The following is a 15,944-nucleotide window of genomic DNA, read 5'->3' as shown; positions in this document are numbered from 1 at the left end:
AGCTGTCGCAGCAGCATTCGACGGTGGCAATGGGTTGGCCCGTGGCGGTCAGGCGGACCTGGCCGCAGGCGCAGGCAAGGGACTGTTGGGAGGGCATCTGCATTTTCTCCTGGGGTACTCATCCTCTCGACGAACCGGGGCGCCGGGAATCGACAACATCCGCCTTCAAGGGCGCTTCATCCGGTAGTGGATGCGGTACAGGTCCAACCCTGCACCGTCCGCACGCCGCGCCGAATAGGTCAACGTGCCGGGTTGCGAGCCATCCAGCATCGCGCCGTAGCTGTTGCCGGAGGTCTCGTTCAAGGGCGAGGGCAATGCATGGCCCGCGTCATAACGGCCTCCACGTTCGTAAGCAATGAACTGGCGCACCGGTGCGCTGCCGAAGTCGAGAGCGCGGGCAAAGACCACAGTACGGCCATCCCCGAGGAAGGTGGCATCGAACTCCTGCGCCGAGGTATTGAGGTCTCCGGGCAGTGGCCGCGCGGGCTGCGCCTCACCACGGACGATCGCTGCGACGTAGAGGTCATGGCCACCCGCACCGCCTGCACGATTGCTGGAGAACAGCAGCGTGGCTGCGTCTGGTGAGAGCATCGGCGCGAACTCATCGGCCGCGCTGTTCACTGCGGGGCCAAGATTGACCGGTTCCCCGAATCGGCCGTCGCTCCCCACGCTGACCCGATACAGATCGTCACCACCCTGGCCGCCTTCTCGATCCGAACAGAAATACACCACGCGGCCATCGGCGGAAAAGGCGGGATCGAAGTCACGTCCCGGCGTGTTGAACGGCACCGGCGTCGCCGGCCGCCAGCGCTGCCCATCGTTACGGGAGACCCAGATGTCATACCCACCCGGACCGCCGGGCCGGTTGCGGCTGAACCACAGTGCGGTCTTTCCGTCCGGGCTCAAGGTCAGTCGAATCTCGTCGTACTGCGTGGATGCAATGCCCGGAGCAAAGCGCTCGGCCGGGCCGACGATCTGCAGCACCCTGGATGGAGACGCGCCAGGCGATGCAGACACCAGCAGCATCACGGCCAGCAGCGCCTTCATGCCTGTCGCTCGAAGTCGCTGACCCAGTTGGTTTCCCAGCTGCGTCCACCATCGGTCGAGGCCGCCTGTTCCCAGCGCGCCGAACGCGGGGTAATGCGTGACCAGATCACCCGCGTCTGGATCGCTCGTCCGTCGTGCTGGTCCTCGCCGAAGAAGCGACCGACACCGGCCTCGAAACCACCGCGCAGCGGCGCGCCGATCCGGGTCGGTTCCCGGCCATCCAGCCACCAGCTCAGCCAGTGCCGCTCCGCCGCATTCCAGGCGCGGATGCCCATGCCTCGCAGCGGCGCTCCAGGCATGTCCATCAGGTTGTCACCCACGTTGCCGAATCCTCCCAGCACCGGCCAGTTGTGCAGGGTGCCGTCGAACGCGTCCCACGCATCGCTGCCTGCCAGCCGAGCGCGCAGGCGACGATGGCGCACATTCCAATGGCCCACCAGGAAATCAAAATCGCCCGGTACATCCGGCAGCTTCGGAAGCGGAGAGGGGACCGCAGCTGTGCGGCGGAACCAGTTGCGCCAGTTCACTTCCCAGTGCGCACCGGCATCGTCGGAGAACGCCTGTTCCCACCACGGCTCCTCGCCGTGGATGTCATGCCAACGGAACCAGACCTCGATGGGGCGCCCGTCGATCCGGTCGGTGCCGCGGAAGCTGCCGGCATCGCCCTTGAAAGCGCCGCGCACGGGGGCTTCGATATAGGCAGGGTTGCGGCCATCGATCCACCAGATCGACCACGTGGAAGACACCGGATCGAATGCACGCACGCCCAGGCCCCTGTAGGGGCCCGAAGGCAGCGCCATGATGTTGTCATCGATGGTGCCGAGCCCGCCCAAGGTCAGCCAGACCGCACTGGCGCCGGTGAAGGACTCCCAGCGAGTGTCACCTGCCAGGCGTTCCTGCAGGCGTTGGTGCCGGACCTGCCAGTTGCCCTGCAACCATTTCCAGTCTTCGCTGTGGCTGGCCAGGGCCCACCCGGAGGGCAGGGCGGCGGACGCGGCCGTGGCGGCCAGGGTGACCAGAAACTGCCGTCGATCCATATGCGTGATCCCTTACCGAAGGTGCCCCCATCGTTGCGGGTACGAAGGGGATTGACCACGCAGATATCGGGGCTCAGGCTAAGCCACACTTATGGTCACCCAACGCCAGCTGCCATCGCTTGCCGCCATCCGCGCCTTCGAGGCGGCGGCGCGGCTGGGCAGCTTCGCGCGTGCCGCCGAGGAGCTCGACACCACTGCGGCATCGGTGAGCTATCACGTGCGGCGGCTGGAGGCCCAGACCGGTACCTGCCTGTTCCTGCGCCACGCACAGCACGTGGAACTGACGGTGGTGGGTGCCAGCGTCGCGCGGGAAGCCACCCGGGCATTCGACGCACTACGCGCCAGCTTCATGCGCGCCGCTGGCATGGATGCGGCGCGACTGCGCCTGTCCGTACTGCCAACGCTGGGCACCAGTTGGTTGACGCCGCGGCTGGGTACGTTCCGCGCCCGCCATCGGCAGCTCCTGCTGGAACTGGATCTGTCGGCAGAGCCGCAGGATCTTGCCGCCGGCCACTTCGATGCCGCCATCCGCAACGGGAATGGCGAGTGGCCTGGGTTGCAGGCCACGCCCTTGTTCCCCAGCGTTTTCATGCCGTTGTGTGCGCCGGCGCTACTGCCGGCGGCCCGTGGGCTGGGCAGCACCACGCTGGAGATTCCCCTGCTCGGTCGGCCGGACTGGTGGGCCCTGTGGTTCGCCGCGCACGGGCACCTTCCACCGCCGGCACCAGGGAGTCTGGTCACGCCCTTCGCCGTCGAGCATCTGGATGTCGGTGCCGCGATCGCAGGGCAGGGCATCGCCATCGGTTCGCCGATCCTGTTCCAGGCCGAGCTGGAGAGCGGGCGCCTGGTGCAGGCGCATCCGGGTGTCGCCAGCGACGGTCGCAGCTTCTGGTTCGTGGCGCCCTCGGCGCGGAGTGGGAGCGCCAAGGTCATCGCATTCCGTGACTGGGTGGTCGAACAGGCCGCCGAGGCACGGCACGCAGCACGCCATCATCTGGCGCAAGCGGTGACGCCGTGAACCAGAGCCCCGAACTGCTGCGACGCCTGCTGCGTGCCAAGGACCGGATGGACCGGGCCAGCCATGAGGAATGGCCAGTCACACGCCTGGCCGAGGTCAGTGCGGTGTCGCCGGCGCACTTCGCCCGCTCGTTCAAGCAGGCATTCGGGTTGCCGCCGCACCGGTATCTTCTCAGCCGCCGCATCGAACGGGCCGTGGCGATGTTGCGTGACACCGACATGCCGGTCACCGAAATCGCCGTGCAGACCGGTTGGAGCAGCCTGGGCACCTTTGGCCGCATCTTCCGTGACATCACCGGTGACAGCCCGGGCAATGTGCGTGAGCGTGAGCGTGGAGGCCAGGCGGCGTCGACCAGCGTGCCGGAATGCCACGCACGTGCCGCACAGCGACCGGACCTTAAGATCGCAGTTTTGGAGAAGCGTCGCCGCGAGGCGGTTGCTAACGTGGACCCCACCTGAGGGAGGTCCCATGACGAACACTGTGAACACGGTCGGCCTGTATGTGCGCGACCAGGATGAGGCGCTCGCGTTCTATGTCGGCAAGCTCGGCTTCGAAGTGCATACCGATGTACGCAACGGCAGCTACCGCTGGCTGACGGTACGCAGCCCGGGCCAGGACGGTTTCCAGCTGGGCCTGTTCGTGCCTGGCCCGCCCACCCACGATGCGGCCACCGCGCTTTCGCTGCAGCAGCTGGTGGCCAAGGGCGCAATGCCGCCGCTGGTGCTGGCCGTGGATGACTGCCAGGCGTGCTACACGCAATGGCTGGCGCTGGGCGTGGAATTCACCCAGGAGCCGATCGAGCGCTATGGCGCCGTGGACGCCGGATTCCGCGATCCATCAGGCAATGGCTGGAAGATGATCGAAGCCCGCTCCGAGACGAGGCGCCGGCAATGAGCCGCGGTGGCTGGGCACGGCCCGTGCACCGTTGGACCTCGATCGTGTTCACCCTGGCGGTGATCGCCAACTTCGTAGTGCGCGCGATGGGACAGGGCGAGCCTGCGGCGTGGCTCACCTACTCGCCGTTGCCACCCCTGTTCCTGCAACTGTTCACCGGCCTTTACCTGTTCGTGCTGCACTACGCCGGAAGGCGCCGCAGCGCCGCACTCGGCGCTACGGGCTGAGGCAAGGTCAGGCGACCGCGTCGACCGCATGGGCGGCAAGCAGGGCGGGCAGGTCTTCCATGCGCTGGAAGATCACCTGTGCACCCGCTGCACGCAGGGCCTCCGGCGTACTGTGGTGCGGACCGCCTTCACTGAAGCCGAACACGGTTGCGCCAGCGGCCACACCGGCCGTTGCACCGGTAACAGTGTCCTCGATCACCGCGCAACGCTTCGGGTCCACGCCCAGCGCAGCGGCGGCGGCCAGATAGACATCCGGATGCGGCTTGGTGTGCGGCATGTCCTGGCCGCTGAACACGTGGGCCCCGAAGGCATCAAGGATGCCGACCTTGCCCAGCTGCAGCTTCACCTTGTGCAGATCGGCGCCGGACGCGCATGCAATCCGGCCGTCGGTGAGCACCGCGATCGCACGCACCGCCTCGGGCGCACCCTGGATGGCAACCAGGTCACGTTCCAACGCGCGGTTGCGCTGCTGGCGGAACTCTTCCAGCCATTCCTCGGTGAACGGCTTGCCGGTGCGTTCTTCGATCAGGCCGGCCAGATGGGCCACGGACTGGCCCAGGAACACCTCACCGGCCTGCGCCGGGGTCAGCGGCCAGCCGCGCTCGGTCAGCATTTCCGAAAGCACGCGGGCGACCAGCGGCTCGGAATCAACGAGTACGCCATCGCAGTCGAACAGCACGGCATCGAAGGGGAAACGGGACATCTACAGCTCCTTGAAACAACAGCCATGGGGGCGATCAGCGGGTATTTTCCCACGGTGGAGACGGAACGAACGCCTCGACCAGCGCATCCACTGTGGCACGCACCTTGGGAGCAAGGTCGCGGGTGGTAGGCCAGAGCGCATGCAGGGGCGCGCCCGCGCTACCCGAGGCAGGGAATACGGCCACCAGTGCGCCGCTGCGCAGCGCGTCCCCCACCAGCCAGGTGGTCGCTTCTGCAATGCCCAGCCCGGCCAGCAATGCGCTACGCAGCGCATCGCCGTCACTGATGCGGTGGCGCCCTTCAATGCGGTGCTGGACAAGCCCGCCGGAGCCGTCCGGCACCGTCCAGGGTAGCGCGTGCCCCTGCCGGCCGAAGGTGATGCAGTCGTGTCCGGCAAGATCCTCGGCGCGCACCGGGACGCCACGTGCCGCCAGGTATCCGGGTGCAGCGCATATCACGGCATGCTGGCGGCCGAGCGCCCGGGCAGAGAGCGAGCTGCTGTCGTCAAGCGGCCCCAGGCGGACGGCCAGATCGACGTTTTCCTCGAGCAGATCAACCCTGCGGTCGGTGAAGCTGACATCGAGCTGCAGCCGCGAATGGCGTTGCGCCAGTCCGATCAGTACCGGCATCACCCAGCGCTGCCCGAACGCTACCGGCAGGCTGACCCGCAACAGGCCGGAAACCTCTTGCCGCCGCGACGCTGCGTTGGATTCGGCTTCGTCCAGTTCGGCCAGGATGCGCCGGCAGACCTGGTAGAACTCGGCGCCCTCGACAGTGAGCGCCAGCCTGCGCGTGGTGCGATCCAGCAACCGGGTGCCCAGTCGCCGCTCCAGCGTGGCCACACTCTTGCCAACGGCCGATTTGCTCAGCCCCATGCGCAGACCGGCTGCGGTGAAGCTGCCGGCGTCCACGGCCTGGACGAACACACTGATGCCCTGCAGGCGCGCCGCACTGTAGCTGGTCATATGCGTCAATTGGGGAATTTATGGATTCAGTGTATCGACAATATCCCGTCACTGAACACCTCAATGCGTCAATAGACTTTCCTGGCGCACTTCCGCGCGCCAATGAGTGATTTCCCATGTCTGTTTCGACCATAAAGGTCTGGGAGCTCGATGCCCCGGGCCTTGCTCACCTGCGCTGCGTACGGCGCCCCATTCCCAGGCCAGGCCCTGGTGAGGTACTGGTCAAGGTCGGTGCCGTGTCGCTCAACTACCGCGATCGCCTGGTGATCGACGGCGGACTGTTGTCCGGTCCGCTGCCACACCCGTTTGTTCCCGCTTCGGACATGGCCGGCGTCATTGTCGAAACCGGAAGCCCAGCGCGACGCTTCAGCGTTGACCAGCGGGTGATGGGCAATTTCTGGACGCAGTGGCTCGATGGCGCGCCTCCGCCCGAGATGCTGCAGCACGGACTGTCCCTGGGCGGTCCGCTGCCGGGCGTGCTGGCGGAGTATGTGGTGCTGCCGGAGGACGTGGCAGTCGCTACGCCCCCCTCGTTGTCTGACCTGCAGGCCAGCACGTTGCCGGTGGCGGCGCTGACGGCCTGGTTTGCACTGGTCGAGGCCGGCCAACTCGCTCCTGGCCAGACCGTGCTTGTGCAGGGGACCGGTGGTGTTTCCTTGTTCGGGCTGCAGTTCGCCCAGCGGCTGGGAGCCCGGGTAATCGTGACTTCACGCAGTGACAGCAAGCTTGCCCTTGCAGAACGGCTGGGTGCATGGGCGTCGATCAACACGCGGCAACATCCTGCATGGGGCGCGCGAGCGATGGAGCTGAGCGGAGGGCAGGGCGTCGATCATGTGCTTGAGCTGCTCGGAGGCGGCAACCTCGCCCAGAGCGTGGAGGCGCTCGCAGTGGGCGGGCACATCCTGCAGATCGGCTTCCTCGAGGATCCCGACCTGCACATGCCGGCGGTTCCTCTCATGCTGCGCCGCGCGACGCTGAAGGGGGTTTCGGTTGGCCATCGCCAGGCCTTCGAGGCGATGAACGTCTTCATCGAACGCGAGCGCCTGCAGCCTGTCATCGACAGCGTGCATCCGTTCGCCGGCCTGCCTGCGGCACTGGCAGCACTGCAGCAGGGGCCGTTCGGCAAAGTGGTGGTGCAGGTGGCAGAGCACTGAATCCAAGTGCGCCGTACCTGTCCAGGCGAAGTGCGCCTGTGCGGCCGGAATCGCGACCGCACGGGCGTCCTGGCGGATCAGCCCAGATCACAGCCCGCCGGCTGCGGCCAGGTGGTGGCCGGCAGCATGTTCTTCAACGAAGCGGGCGCGTTGATCGCCACATAGCTGGCGCCCAGCAGCTCCTCCAGGTCGGCGATGGTCACCAGATAGCTGTCGAGGCTGCCCAGATTGGCTTCGTTGGGAATGATCCAGCTGATCGCCTTGGCGGTGCCGGTGTTCGGGTCACGGGTGATGATGGTCTTCCAGAAGAACTCCGGCGTCGGGATGCCGTGGCTGGAAAGGAAGTAGTCGTTGGAGGCGTCGCCGTAGACCACGCCACCATAGACATCCACCGGCGCGATGTCGCGGTAGCACTCGGCCACGTTCTCGGCCTTCACCCAGACGCCCTGATTGAAGCTGGAAACCTGCGGAACGATGTTGGTCATGTAGTTGGCGCGACGGATGTAGGTCGCGTTGTAGTCCATGTGGTTGGAGGTCACCAGATGGCCGCGGTCATAGCCGCTGCGGATGCTGGCATACGACGCGGTGCTGTTCTGGCCGAGGCAGCCGGCCGGCAGGTCCGGGTCTTTGTAGAAGCTGGACGGGCGCGCGGCGGAGCCGGTGTCGGCGGTGAGCGTGTATTCGTAGCGGGTGGCGCTGTGGATGCTGCAGTCGTAGGTGAGCACGAAGCCGCCCTTGTTGAGGGTGACGACCTGGGCCTGGGCGGCACCGGCGAAGGTACTGAGGACGAACGCGAAGAAGAAACCTGCAAGGCGCATTGCGATTCTCCAGCAGAAGTTCAGGGCGCAGCCGTCCGCTACGACCGGGCCGGAGCGAGGTCATGTGAGGACACTGCGTAGTCGGGTAGTGCGGAATGCGTGGGACGTGACCGCGATGACAGGGCCGCGGAGGCCGTGCGGTGTCGTAAGCGTCACAAGCTGTCGTCTTTCGGTCAATGGCGAAACGACGAAGCTGTGACAGCGCGCAAGCACTGGAGATGTGTCAGATCATGTGGCGCGTGGATGAAACGCAGGCGTGCTAGGACGCCGCGCTGCCTGCAGCGGTGGTCAGGGGTTCGTCTTCAACATGTAGTCGCCCTTGCGTGTTCCCGGCACCAGCGACCATCCCGGCTTCAGGCTCAGCGACCACCCCGGCCCCTCCAGTGGCGGTTCAGCACTTGCCGGGGCCTGCACGAATACGACCTTCCAGTCGCTCTGCAGCAACGCACCGTCGGTGACATCCAGGCTGCCCCAGATGTCGGACAGCCGCATTGCTGGATACACCATGCCTTGGCCTGGCAACGGCTGCATGGTGTTGGGATCGAACTGGATGCGCATGTTGCGCAGATCCAGGCGCACGACCGGGCCTGTCACGAAGCGCGCACGGTTGTGTTCCAGCTGCGCAAGGCGCTGCTGCTCGCGCAGCGTTTCGGCTTCGTGCAGCTCCGGCCCGTCATAGCGCGCGGCAGCCGCTCCCAGCGCGGTCGCGTCCAGCTGCAATGGGGCCTGCGTCACTTCGGCCAGACGCGTGCCGAGATCGCGAGCCTGGTGGGCGAGGTCGCCGCGCCAGCCAGGTGCCGCCTGGTCCAGCAGCAGGCCATAGGCCGGGCCGGTGGCATAGGCGAAAGAGCGGACGAAGCTGCGATCACCCACGTGTGCGCGAAGGTCATGCAGTGCCGCCTGGATACGTGTCGACGGCGTCGGATTGCCGACGAACACGCCGGTGTACTCGGCCAGGCCCTCGTTCAATTCCAGCGCCGCTTCTTCCTGCGCAGCCGCAGGGAACCGGCGGTAGCGCTCGGCGCGGAATGCGAGCGCGTCCGTCATCGCAGTGTGCTGCGCTACTGCATCGGTGGATTCGAGTGCGTCCGCAAGCGCGCGCCATTCCAGCTGCAGCCAGTAGCGTCCTTCAAGCGTATCGAGGTGTTCGTTTCCACCTGCCGCCGGTGCGATGATGGGCAGCGCCGGCTGCAGGCGATGGAACATTTCGTGAGCCAGCAGCGTGCTGCGTCGGGACGCGTCCTGCGGCAATGGCCAGAGCAGCTGCGTCCAGCGTGTGCCGGACCAGTCCACGGCGGTGTTGGCGACGATCGCATCAGACGGAAGCTGGCCTGCGAACACATTGCCGCGCTCCTTCAGCGCACCTTGTGCGTCTGACTGCGAGGCGATGACCTGCCGGCTCTTTGGATCCACCAGCATCATCGGCCCGCACAGGGATTGACCCCACAATCGACCCCGGTCTCCGTTGCAGAGCTGTTCGGCGCGCCGGAAGACCTCGCGGGCCGCCGCATCGGAGAACGCCTGCTCGTTGGCCATCACGGTTCGTTGCGCACATAGCGCCAGTACAGCGAAGAGCAGGAAGCGTGACCTCATGACGTCCATTCATCCTTGGGGCCCAGCTCTCATAGCATCGATCCCATAGGCCGGCAATGCAGCAAACGTCATGTTGCGTCGCAAGGTGCCACCCACCATTCGCACTGGTACGGTCCAACCCGTTGCACCACCACCGACGGGGACAGACGACGATGCGCAAGGTATTGCTGCTGTTGATCCTGCTGACCGGACTGGCGCCCACCGCCTGGGCCGCTACGGTCAAGACCACCCACCGGACCATTCCCAGCTGGGATGGAACGCCTCTCGGGGCCTTCGTCATCGAACCGCAGGACGCGGGCAGCGGGCGCTATCCACTGCTGGTGATGCCCAGCAGTTGGGCGGTACCCAGCGTGGAGTATGTGGGGGTGGCGCAGTCGCTGGCGCGGCGCGGCTATGTGGTGATCAGCTACAGTTCGCGGGGTTTCTGGGAGTCTGGCGGCAGCATCGACATCGCAGGGCCAGCCACCGTCGAAGATGTCAGCGCCCTGATTGATTGGGCGCTGGACAACACCCGGGCCGATCCCGCCCGGATCGGCGTTTCGGGCATCTCCTACGGCGCAGGCACCAGCCTGCTGGCGGCGGCGCGCGATCCACGCATCAAGGCCGTGGCGGCGCTGAGTGGCTGGGCCGATCTGCAGGCCTCGCTGTACAGCAACGACACCCCCAGCGCGCAGGGCATCGCCTTGCTGGTGGCAGCCGGCCTGGCCACCGGCCGCCCGGGACCGGAACTGACGACCATCAATCGCAATGTACTGGTCGGCAACTACCAGGGCGCGGTGGATTCGCTGTTGCCGGTGGCGGCGCAGCGCAGCCCCGGGGCCAGCATCGATGAGATCAACGCCAACCAGCCAGCGGTGTTCCTCGCCAACGCCTTCAACGACAGCCTGTTCCCGCCGGGCCAGCTGGTCGATTTCTTCACCCGGTTGAAAGGCCCCAAGCAGTTGCAGTTGCGCCACGGCGATCATGCGCTCAACGAAGCCTTTGGCGCTCTGGGTGTTCCCAACGAGGTCTACGATTCGGTGGGCGACTGGTTCGACCATTACCTCAAGGGTGAAGCCAATGGCATCGACCGCCAGCCTGCAGTACAGCTGAAATCGCAGAAGGGCAGCTGGAGTACCTATCCGAACTGGCAGGCGACCAATGCCGGCGCTGTCAGCTATGCGCTGAGCGCACCCAAAGGGCTTCTGCTGCCCACGGGCGGCCTCGTCGCGAGCGGCAGCAGCACCGGCTGGAGTTACCGGATCGGCAGCGGGCTGCTGACCGCCGCCAATTCCGGCGTGGCGATGGCCTCCGGTGCATTGCAGATGATCAACCTGCCGCCCGGTGCCTATGTGCCCTTCGTGGGCCGCAACGCCGCAGGTGTCTGGCAGGGGCCGATCCAGTGGAGTGCGCAGCGCCTGGATGGAACGCCGGAGGTACGCTTGACCGTCACGCCCAGCCGCGCCAACACCACGCTGTACGCCTACCTGTACGCCGAGGATGTGCTGGGCAACGGCCAGCTGATCAGCCACAAGCCCTATACGCTGCGTGGTGCCACGCCGGGGCAGGCGAAGACCATCGACCTGCGGTTGGAAGCCAGCAGCTGGAACCTTCCGGCCGGCAGCCGCCTGACCCTGGTGGTGGACACCGTGGACCTGCGGTACGCGGGCATCAGCCAGCTGGGTGGCACGGTGACTTTCAGTTCGCCGGCCAATGCGCCATCAGTGTTGAAGGTGCCGTTGCATTGATGGAAGGCCGCGCCCGTTGCGGCGGGCGCGGTACGTCAGGCAGTAGAACTGCGAGACTGGCGTTTGTTCCGGGGAAGGGAAGAATCCATGGTCATTGCATGGCTGTTGCTCGGTGCAGCGCTTGCGGCACCTACCGCGCAAGGCGCGCCGATCGACTGGTCGGATACGCTGTTGAAGGATCTGGACGCTGCCGACGCCGCCATGCGCGGCAGCCATCCGGGCGCCGTGGACCTGCGCAATCCTGGTTTCGGCGCACAGCTGGACGATGCCCTGGCGCTTGCACGCTCGCGCGCGGAACGGGTCGCCAGCTACCCGGGCTACTGGTGGGCGATGAAGGGCTATGCGGCCTCCTTCAATGATGGCCATGTCAGCCTCAATGCGCTTGCCGATGCTCCCGATCTTCCAACGCAGTGGCCCGGCTTCCTGACCGGCTTCGATGGCGACGCACAGGTGGTCATGACCGTGGATGGTGGTCCGGGCCATCCGCCGCTGGGGGCTCGAATGCTGGCCTGCGATGGCATCGATGCGCAGACGCTGGCTGTACGCCGGGTGGGTGACTTCAACGGGCGCTGGAACCTGCAGGCCAGCCGCATCCAGGGTGGCGGTGAAGTGCTGCTCGAACAGGGCAATCCTTACGTGCCTGCATTGCGTACCTGCGTTTTCCAGGTGGGCGGACGCGAGACATCCTATGCACTGCGGTGGCAGCCGCTGCAGGCAGCACAGCGCAAGGAGCGCTTGGCTGATACCCGGCGCAGCTTCCGTCCCCCCAACGGCTGGCACGCGATGCCCGATGGCAGTTACTGGATCACCACCAGCAGCTTCAATGCCGACCCTGCGGAGCAGAACTTCAAGGAACTGACCGCGCTGCTTGAACAGCTTGCTCCGCAAGCCGAAGGGCTGCAGCAGGCACCGACGGTGGTGCTGGACGTGCGTGGCAACACTGGCGGTGCTTCGCAATGGAGCATCGAACTGGCGCGATTGATCTGGGGCCGGGCCGCTGTCGACGCGCTGCCCGACCGCAGCTGGGTAGAGTGGCGGACCTCGGAGGGCAACATCGCCCAGCTTCGCGGCTTCCTGCAGAAGCTGGAACAGGCGCCCGACGCGTCGCCTGAGCTGCGTCGCATGCTGGAATCGGTGACGGCAGGCATGGCGCAGGCTCGCGGCCGGGGTGAGGCTTTGTGGCGCGAGCCATCCGAGGCCAGCGCAGATCCAGCATTCGCCGCAAGCCAGGCCGGACCTGTGCGCAAGGGCAGGGTCCTGGTTGTGGCCGATGCTTCCTGTGGCTCGGCCTGCCTGGATGCATTGGACCTCTGGAAGCGGCTGGGCGCGGTGCAGGTGGGCGTCGAGACCTCCGCCGACAGTCTGTACATGGACGTGCGGCCGGAGCGGTTGCCCAGCGGGCTGGCCAGGATCTCGGTGCCGATGAAGGTGTTCCGTGGGCGGGTACGTGGTTCGAATGAACCGCACGTGCCCGATCATCGCTATACGGGCGACATGCGCGACACCCGGGCGCTGGAAGCGTGGCTGCTGACGCTGTAGGTGCGCGCAGGACCTCGTGCAGGGCTGAATTCCGCAGGAGAGGATCGCATGAACATCCCGCCACCCAGCGCTGCCAGGCCGCCATCGCGGGCAGGAGCCTTCCGTCGTTGGATGCTGACACCCGGTGCATTGCTCGGCGTGGCGCTGCTGATGTACATGGTCGGCGTACGTGTACCGCTGGCCAGGCTGAGCGGCCTGTAGGGCGGAGCGAGATCAGCGCCGGACGTCAAACTGCTCGCTCTCCAGCAGCGCCCAGACCTCGGCCTCGCGCACGGGACTGAAGTCTCCGGGAATGGAGTGCTTCAGCGCACCTGCCGCCAGACCGAAGCGCACGGTGCTCTCTGCATCGAATCCGGACGCCAGCCCGTGCAGGATGCCTGCCGCGAACGCATCGCCGCCGCCGATGCGATCAACGATACCGGGCAATGGCCGCGAGGGAGCCTGCGCACGGGTACCGTCGCGTCCCAACAGCAGCGCGCCCAGGATGTGATGATCTGCACTCACCACGTCGCGCTGGGTGCAGGCCAGCCACTGCAGGTGCGGGAGGGCCGCGAACGCGGCCGCTGCAGCCGCCTCGGTCCGCGCGATGGGGCTGTCCTCGGCGAAGCGCAGTCCCAGCACCAGTTCGATATCGCGATGGTCGGCAAAGACGATATCCGCCTCTGCGAAGAGCTCCCGCAGGATGGCGGCGGCGTTGCCGCCCCAACGCTGCCAGAGCGAAGGTCGGTAGTTGCCGTCGAAGGACACACGCACGCCTGACCTGCGTGCGGCCCGTGCAGCGCTCAAGACGGATTCGGCCACATTGGCGCCCAGCGCCGGACTGACGCCGGAAAGGTGCAGCCACTGCGCATCACGAAACAGCGTTGGCCAGTCATGGTCGGCAAGTGCAGTGTTGGCGAATGCCGAACCTGCCCGGTCATACACCACTTCACTGGCGCGCTGCAGCGCGCCGGTGGCCAGGAAATACAGGCCCATGCGGTCTCGGTCGACTTCACGCACACCTGCCACGCCCACACCATGCCGCCGCAGCTCGGCCACGGCATGCCGGCCCAGCGCGTTGCCGGGCACCGTACTGACCATCTGCACATCGTGGCCGAAACAGGCCAGTGAGACCGCCACATTGGCCTCGGCGCCCCCCACGTGGACCTGCAGCTGCGGTGTCTGCAGCAGCAGTTCACGACCGGGTGCGCCCAGGCGCAGCAGCAGTTCACCGAAACAAACGACGCGGCTCATCGGTTCTCTCTCATTCGGTGGGGGTACAGCCCAGCATGCGCAGATCGATGGCATCGGCCATGCGCCGGTAGCCTTCGTCATTGGGGTGCAGGTGGTCGCGGGTGATGTCGTTGGGCAACGATTCCACGGCCTTCGGGTCACGCAGCGCGGCATCGAAATCGATGATGCCATCGAACCCGGTCTTCCCACCGCGTGCCCACTGGTTGATCGAGGTGCGGGTCGCTGCGGACACGGGCTCGTAGCGCTCGGAACCACCGAATGGGGTCAACGTACCCAGCCAGGCGCGGATGCCGTGCGCATGCAGTCGCGCTGCAACCTGCTGATAGCCCAGCAGCATGTCCGCCGCACTGCGTCCAGGCAGCGGCTGCGTGCCACCACCGTGGCGGATGTCATTGATGCCCTCGAACAGGATGACCTGATCGGCATCGGCCACCGCGATCACATCGCGATCCAATCGTGACAGGGCGCTGTGGCTGCGGCCATGGTCAAGCAGCTTGTTGCCGCTGATGCCCTGATTGAGTACCACGAACCGGTTCGGGCAGGCTTGCTGCAGGCGCTGCGCCAATCGCTCCGGCCACTGGTTGAAGGTTCCGCGACGGGCGGTGGCACCTTCCGTGATGGAATCGCCGAGTGCCACGATCACCTGGGGACGATCAGCGCGCTGCACCATCACGGCCGAGAACACGTTCTGCTGGTAGCTCAGCCGCATGCTGTCGGCAACCGATGTCTGCCTGCCGTCCGCTACCCGCACTTCGGTGCGGCGCACGGCGGGATGGGTAGGCTGCGGGAAGTAGGCCGTTACGCTGATCTCCTGCAGCGCTGCCACCGGCATCGGTACCGGGTCGCTCAGCAGCGCGGCACCCACCGGCACCTCGATGACCGCGCGGCCATCCACCGTTACCGGCAGAGGGGCGGAATCGCCGTTTTTCACTCCTGCGCGCAGGTCCTCGACCCGTAACGGCGCCGTGCCGAGTTCGTTGCTGATGCGCAGCCGCAACGCGTCGCCACGGCTGCCGATGCGCATGTCCTGGCGCACGGTCTGCGCGGCGAACTGTACGGGGGCCTCGGCGGTGCCATCCTTGCGGTCAGGTGCCGGCGAGGCGGTCCACGCGGTGACCCAGACCGGTGCGGCCAACGCGCCAGGGGCGGCCGCGGCGGAACAGATCGTCAATGAAAGCAGGAGCGTCCAGCGCTGCATGGTCAGGATTCCAGTCAGGAGAAGTAGGTGCCGCCGTTGACGTCCAGATTCGCACCGGTGATGAACGCCGCCGCATCCGAGGCCAGGAATACAGCAGCGTCGGCAGCTTCGTCCGGTGCCCCTTGGCGGCGCAGCGGGGTAGCGCCGGCAACCGCCGTGCGCACTTCCGGCTTGGTGAACTCGTCATGGAAACGGGTGGCGATCATGCCGCAGCACAGTGCATTCACGCGGATGCCCTTCGGCCCCAGCTCCTTGGCCATGGCACGGGTGAAGGTCATTACTGCCGCCTTGGCGGTGGCATAGATCGACGCGCCAGGGCCGCCACCATCACGACCTGCCTGCGAGGCGAAGTTGACGATGGCCGCGCCGTCGCGCATGTGTGGCACCACCGCGTGCGTGGTCAGGTAGGTCGAGGTCAGATTCAGGTCCATCACGGCGTGGAAAAACGCCGGGTCGATGTCGGCCAGCGGCCGACGCTGCACCATGCCACCGGCCACGTTCACCAGCAGGTCGATACGCTCGCCGAACGCGGCCTGTACCGCAGCGACCAGGCCGGCCACGGCGGCGGCATCGGTGACGTCGGCGCGATGCACGATGGCCTGGCCACCGGCCGCCTGGATCTGTGCCAGCGTTTCCTGGGCACTGGCTTCATCATGGGCGTAGTTGATGCAGACGCGTGCACCGGCGGCAGCCAGTTTGATCGAAACGGCGCGGCCGATATCGCGGCCACCACCGGTGACAATGGCCACCTTGTCCTGGAACGACATGCGGAAAACTCCTTGGTTTGCGGGG

General features: G+C 66.5%; 17 protein-coding genes and 1 pseudogene. 8 read left to right on the top strand and 10 right to left on the bottom strand.

The genetic code is table 11. The annotated features are described in order from the left end of the window. Window positions 1-28: 28 nt before the first annotated feature. The 3 genes and pseudogenes from ACZK3J_RS12255 to ACZK3J_RS12245 all read right to left on the bottom strand — a co-directional run. Window positions 29-97, bottom strand: a pseudogene (locus ACZK3J_RS12255) (GFA family protein); the annotation flags it as partial. Between the two features lie 68 nt (window positions 98-165). After that, window positions 166-1,047, bottom strand: coding sequence for a TolB family protein (locus tag ACZK3J_RS12250; RefSeq protein ID WP_257471206.1), 882 nt, complete (start codon window positions 1,045-1,047; stop codon window positions 166-168). Next, window positions 1,044-2,084 (bottom strand): hypothetical protein, encoded by a 1,041-nt coding sequence (locus tag ACZK3J_RS12245; RefSeq protein ID WP_414576593.1) that lies wholly within the window; start codon window positions 2,082-2,084, stop codon window positions 1,044-1,046. Before ACZK3J_RS12245 ends, ACZK3J_RS12250 begins: the two co-directional genes overlap by 4 nt. A gap of 91 nt (window positions 2,085-2,175) precedes the next feature. Here ACZK3J_RS12245 and ACZK3J_RS12240 point away from each other — a divergent pair, with 91 nt between their 5' ends. The 4 genes from ACZK3J_RS12240 to ACZK3J_RS12225 are packed head-to-tail and all read left to right on the top strand — an operon-like array spanning window position 2,176 to window position 4,223. Next, window positions 2,176-3,102 carry a LysR substrate-binding domain-containing protein gene (locus ACZK3J_RS12240; protein ID WP_423173994.1) on the top strand — a complete coding sequence of 309 codons (927 nt, stop codon included), beginning with the start codon at window positions 2,176-2,178 and terminating at the stop codon, window positions 3,100-3,102. Then, window positions 3,099-3,560: a helix-turn-helix domain-containing protein gene (locus ACZK3J_RS12235; protein ID WP_478475862.1), complete on the top strand. Its 462-nt coding sequence runs from the start codon at window positions 3,099-3,101 to the stop codon at window positions 3,558-3,560. Before ACZK3J_RS12240 ends, ACZK3J_RS12235 begins: the two co-directional genes overlap by 4 nt. Before the next feature lie 10 nt (window positions 3,561-3,570). Then, window positions 3,571-3,996: a VOC family protein gene (locus ACZK3J_RS12230; protein ID WP_121503347.1), complete on the top strand. Its 426-nt coding sequence runs from the start codon at window positions 3,571-3,573 to the stop codon at window positions 3,994-3,996. Further along, on the top strand, window positions 3,993-4,223 hold the full coding sequence (locus ACZK3J_RS12225) for a hypothetical protein (protein ID WP_049461076.1): 231 nt from the start codon (window positions 3,993-3,995) through the stop codon (window positions 4,221-4,223). Before ACZK3J_RS12230 ends, ACZK3J_RS12225 begins: the two co-directional genes overlap by 4 nt. A 7-nt stretch (window positions 4,224-4,230) precedes the next feature. Here ACZK3J_RS12225 and ACZK3J_RS12220 read toward each other — a convergent pair whose 3' ends face one another. Next, window positions 4,231-4,926 carry an HAD family hydrolase gene (locus ACZK3J_RS12220; protein WP_329892907.1) on the bottom strand — a complete coding sequence of 232 codons (696 nt, stop codon included), beginning with the start codon at window positions 4,924-4,926 and terminating at the stop codon, window positions 4,231-4,233. Between the two features lie 34 nt (window positions 4,927-4,960). Beyond that, window positions 4,961-5,890, bottom strand: a complete 930-nt coding sequence (locus ACZK3J_RS12215; protein ID WP_478475861.1) for a LysR family transcriptional regulator — start codon at window positions 5,888-5,890, stop codon at window positions 4,961-4,963. A 116-nt stretch (window positions 5,891-6,006) separates the two neighbouring features. Between ACZK3J_RS12215 and ACZK3J_RS12210 the strand changes: the two genes are divergently transcribed. After that, window positions 6,007-7,044, top strand: coding sequence for a zinc-dependent alcohol dehydrogenase family protein (locus ACZK3J_RS12210; protein WP_478475860.1), 1,038 nt, complete (start codon window positions 6,007-6,009; stop codon window positions 7,042-7,044). 77 nt (window positions 7,045-7,121) lie between these two features. On the opposite strand, the gene ACZK3J_RS12205 is transcribed toward ACZK3J_RS12210, so the two are convergent. Together ACZK3J_RS12205 and ACZK3J_RS12200 are read right to left on the bottom strand one after the other, a co-directional pair. After that, window positions 7,122-7,862 carry a DNA/RNA non-specific endonuclease gene (locus ACZK3J_RS12205; protein WP_049461082.1) on the bottom strand — a complete coding sequence of 247 codons (741 nt, stop codon included), beginning with the start codon at window positions 7,860-7,862 and terminating at the stop codon, window positions 7,122-7,124. Between the two features lie 288 nt (window positions 7,863-8,150). Continuing rightward, window positions 8,151-9,455 carry a hypothetical protein gene (locus ACZK3J_RS12200; RefSeq protein WP_414574383.1) on the bottom strand — a complete coding sequence of 435 codons (1,305 nt, stop codon included), beginning with the start codon at window positions 9,453-9,455 and terminating at the stop codon, window positions 8,151-8,153. A gap of 152 nt (window positions 9,456-9,607) precedes the next feature. Here ACZK3J_RS12200 and ACZK3J_RS12195 point away from each other — a divergent pair, with 152 nt between their 5' ends. From ACZK3J_RS12195 to ACZK3J_RS12185, 3 genes are all read left to right on the top strand, one after another. Beyond that, on the top strand, window positions 9,608-11,182 hold the full coding sequence (locus ACZK3J_RS12195; protein ID WP_049461085.1) for a S15 peptidase family protein: 1,575 nt from the start codon (window positions 9,608-9,610) through the stop codon (window positions 11,180-11,182). 87 nt (window positions 11,183-11,269) lie between these two features. Next, entirely contained in the window at window positions 11,270-12,721 is a 1,452-nt protein-coding gene (locus ACZK3J_RS12190) for a S41 family peptidase (RefSeq protein WP_478475859.1), read from the top strand. A 48-nt stretch (window positions 12,722-12,769) separates the two neighbouring features. Next, the gene (locus ACZK3J_RS12185; protein ID WP_157805904.1) at window positions 12,770-12,922 is read left to right on the top strand and encodes a hypothetical protein; all 153 of its coding nucleotides are present in this window, start codon (window positions 12,770-12,772) and stop codon (window positions 12,920-12,922) included. Between the two features lie 12 nt (window positions 12,923-12,934). Here the strand turns inward: ACZK3J_RS12185 and ACZK3J_RS12180 are convergent, their stop codons facing one another. The 3 genes from ACZK3J_RS12180 to ACZK3J_RS12170 are packed head-to-tail and all read right to left on the bottom strand — an operon-like array spanning window position 12,935 to window position 15,919. After that, entirely contained in the window at window positions 12,935-13,954 is a 1,020-nt protein-coding gene (locus tag ACZK3J_RS12180) for a sugar kinase (RefSeq protein ID WP_478475858.1), read from the bottom strand. Between the two features lie 10 nt (window positions 13,955-13,964). Next, window positions 13,965-15,152: a GDSL-type esterase/lipase family protein gene (locus tag ACZK3J_RS12175; protein ID WP_478475857.1), complete on the bottom strand. Its 1,188-nt coding sequence runs from the start codon at window positions 15,150-15,152 to the stop codon at window positions 13,965-13,967. 14 nt (window positions 15,153-15,166) lie between these two features. Continuing rightward, window positions 15,167-15,919, bottom strand: a complete 753-nt coding sequence (locus tag ACZK3J_RS12170) for an SDR family NAD(P)-dependent oxidoreductase (protein ID WP_049461094.1) — start codon at window positions 15,917-15,919, stop codon at window positions 15,167-15,169. Window positions 15,920-15,944: the final 25 nt, after the last annotated feature.

The organism is Stenotrophomonas sp. 86428_Sma (assembly GCF_056481585.1).
Note: the sequence above shows the minus strand (reverse complement) of the source record. Positions and strands in the feature narration are given on the sequence as shown.

Excerpts from the sequence above, each read along its gene's own strand:
- ACZK3J_RS12180 (WP_478475858.1), bottom strand. The coding sequence starts at position 13,954 with ATGAGCCGCGTCGTTTGTTTCGGTGAACTGCTGCTGCGCCTGGGCGCA.
- ACZK3J_RS12230 (WP_121503347.1), top strand. The coding sequence starts at position 3,571 with ATGACGAACACTGTGAACACGGTCGGCCTGTATGTGCGCGACCAGGAT.
- ACZK3J_RS12185 (WP_157805904.1), top strand. The coding sequence starts at position 12,770 with ATGAACATCCCGCCACCCAGCGCTGCCAGGCCGCCATCGCGGGCAGGA.
- ACZK3J_RS12245 (WP_414576593.1), bottom strand. The coding sequence starts at position 2,084 with ATGGATCGACGGCAGTTTCTGGTCACCCTGGCCGCCACGGCCGCGTCC.
- ACZK3J_RS12195 (WP_049461085.1), top strand. The coding sequence starts at position 9,608 with ATGCGCAAGGTATTGCTGCTGTTGATCCTGCTGACCGGACTGGCGCCC.
- ACZK3J_RS12205 (WP_049461082.1), bottom strand. The coding sequence starts at position 7,862 with ATGCGCCTTGCAGGTTTCTTCTTCGCGTTCGTCCTCAGTACCTTCGCC.
- ACZK3J_RS12175 (WP_478475857.1), bottom strand. The coding sequence starts at position 15,152 with ATGCAGCGCTGGACGCTCCTGCTTTCATTGACGATCTGTTCCGCCGCG.
- ACZK3J_RS12220 (WP_329892907.1), bottom strand. The coding sequence starts at position 4,926 with ATGTCCCGTTTCCCCTTCGATGCCGTGCTGTTCGACTGCGATGGCGTA.
- ACZK3J_RS12190 (WP_478475859.1), top strand. The coding sequence starts at position 11,270 with ATGGTCATTGCATGGCTGTTGCTCGGTGCAGCGCTTGCGGCACCTACC.
- ACZK3J_RS12215 (WP_478475861.1), bottom strand. The coding sequence starts at position 5,890 with ATGACCAGCTACAGTGCGGCGCGCCTGCAGGGCATCAGTGTGTTCGTC.
- ACZK3J_RS12225 (WP_049461076.1), top strand. The coding sequence starts at position 3,993 with ATGAGCCGCGGTGGCTGGGCACGGCCCGTGCACCGTTGGACCTCGATC.
- ACZK3J_RS12170 (WP_049461094.1), bottom strand. The coding sequence starts at position 15,919 with ATGTCGTTCCAGGACAAGGTGGCCATTGTCACCGGTGGTGGCCGCGAT.
- ACZK3J_RS12210 (WP_478475860.1), top strand. The coding sequence starts at position 6,007 with ATGTCTGTTTCGACCATAAAGGTCTGGGAGCTCGATGCCCCGGGCCTT.
- ACZK3J_RS12200 (WP_414574383.1), bottom strand. The coding sequence starts at position 9,455 with ATGAGGTCACGCTTCCTGCTCTTCGCTGTACTGGCGCTATGTGCGCAA.
- ACZK3J_RS12240 (WP_423173994.1), top strand. The coding sequence starts at position 2,176 with ATGGTCACCCAACGCCAGCTGCCATCGCTTGCCGCCATCCGCGCCTTC.
- ACZK3J_RS12250 (WP_257471206.1), bottom strand. The coding sequence starts at position 1,047 with ATGAAGGCGCTGCTGGCCGTGATGCTGCTGGTGTCTGCATCGCCTGGC.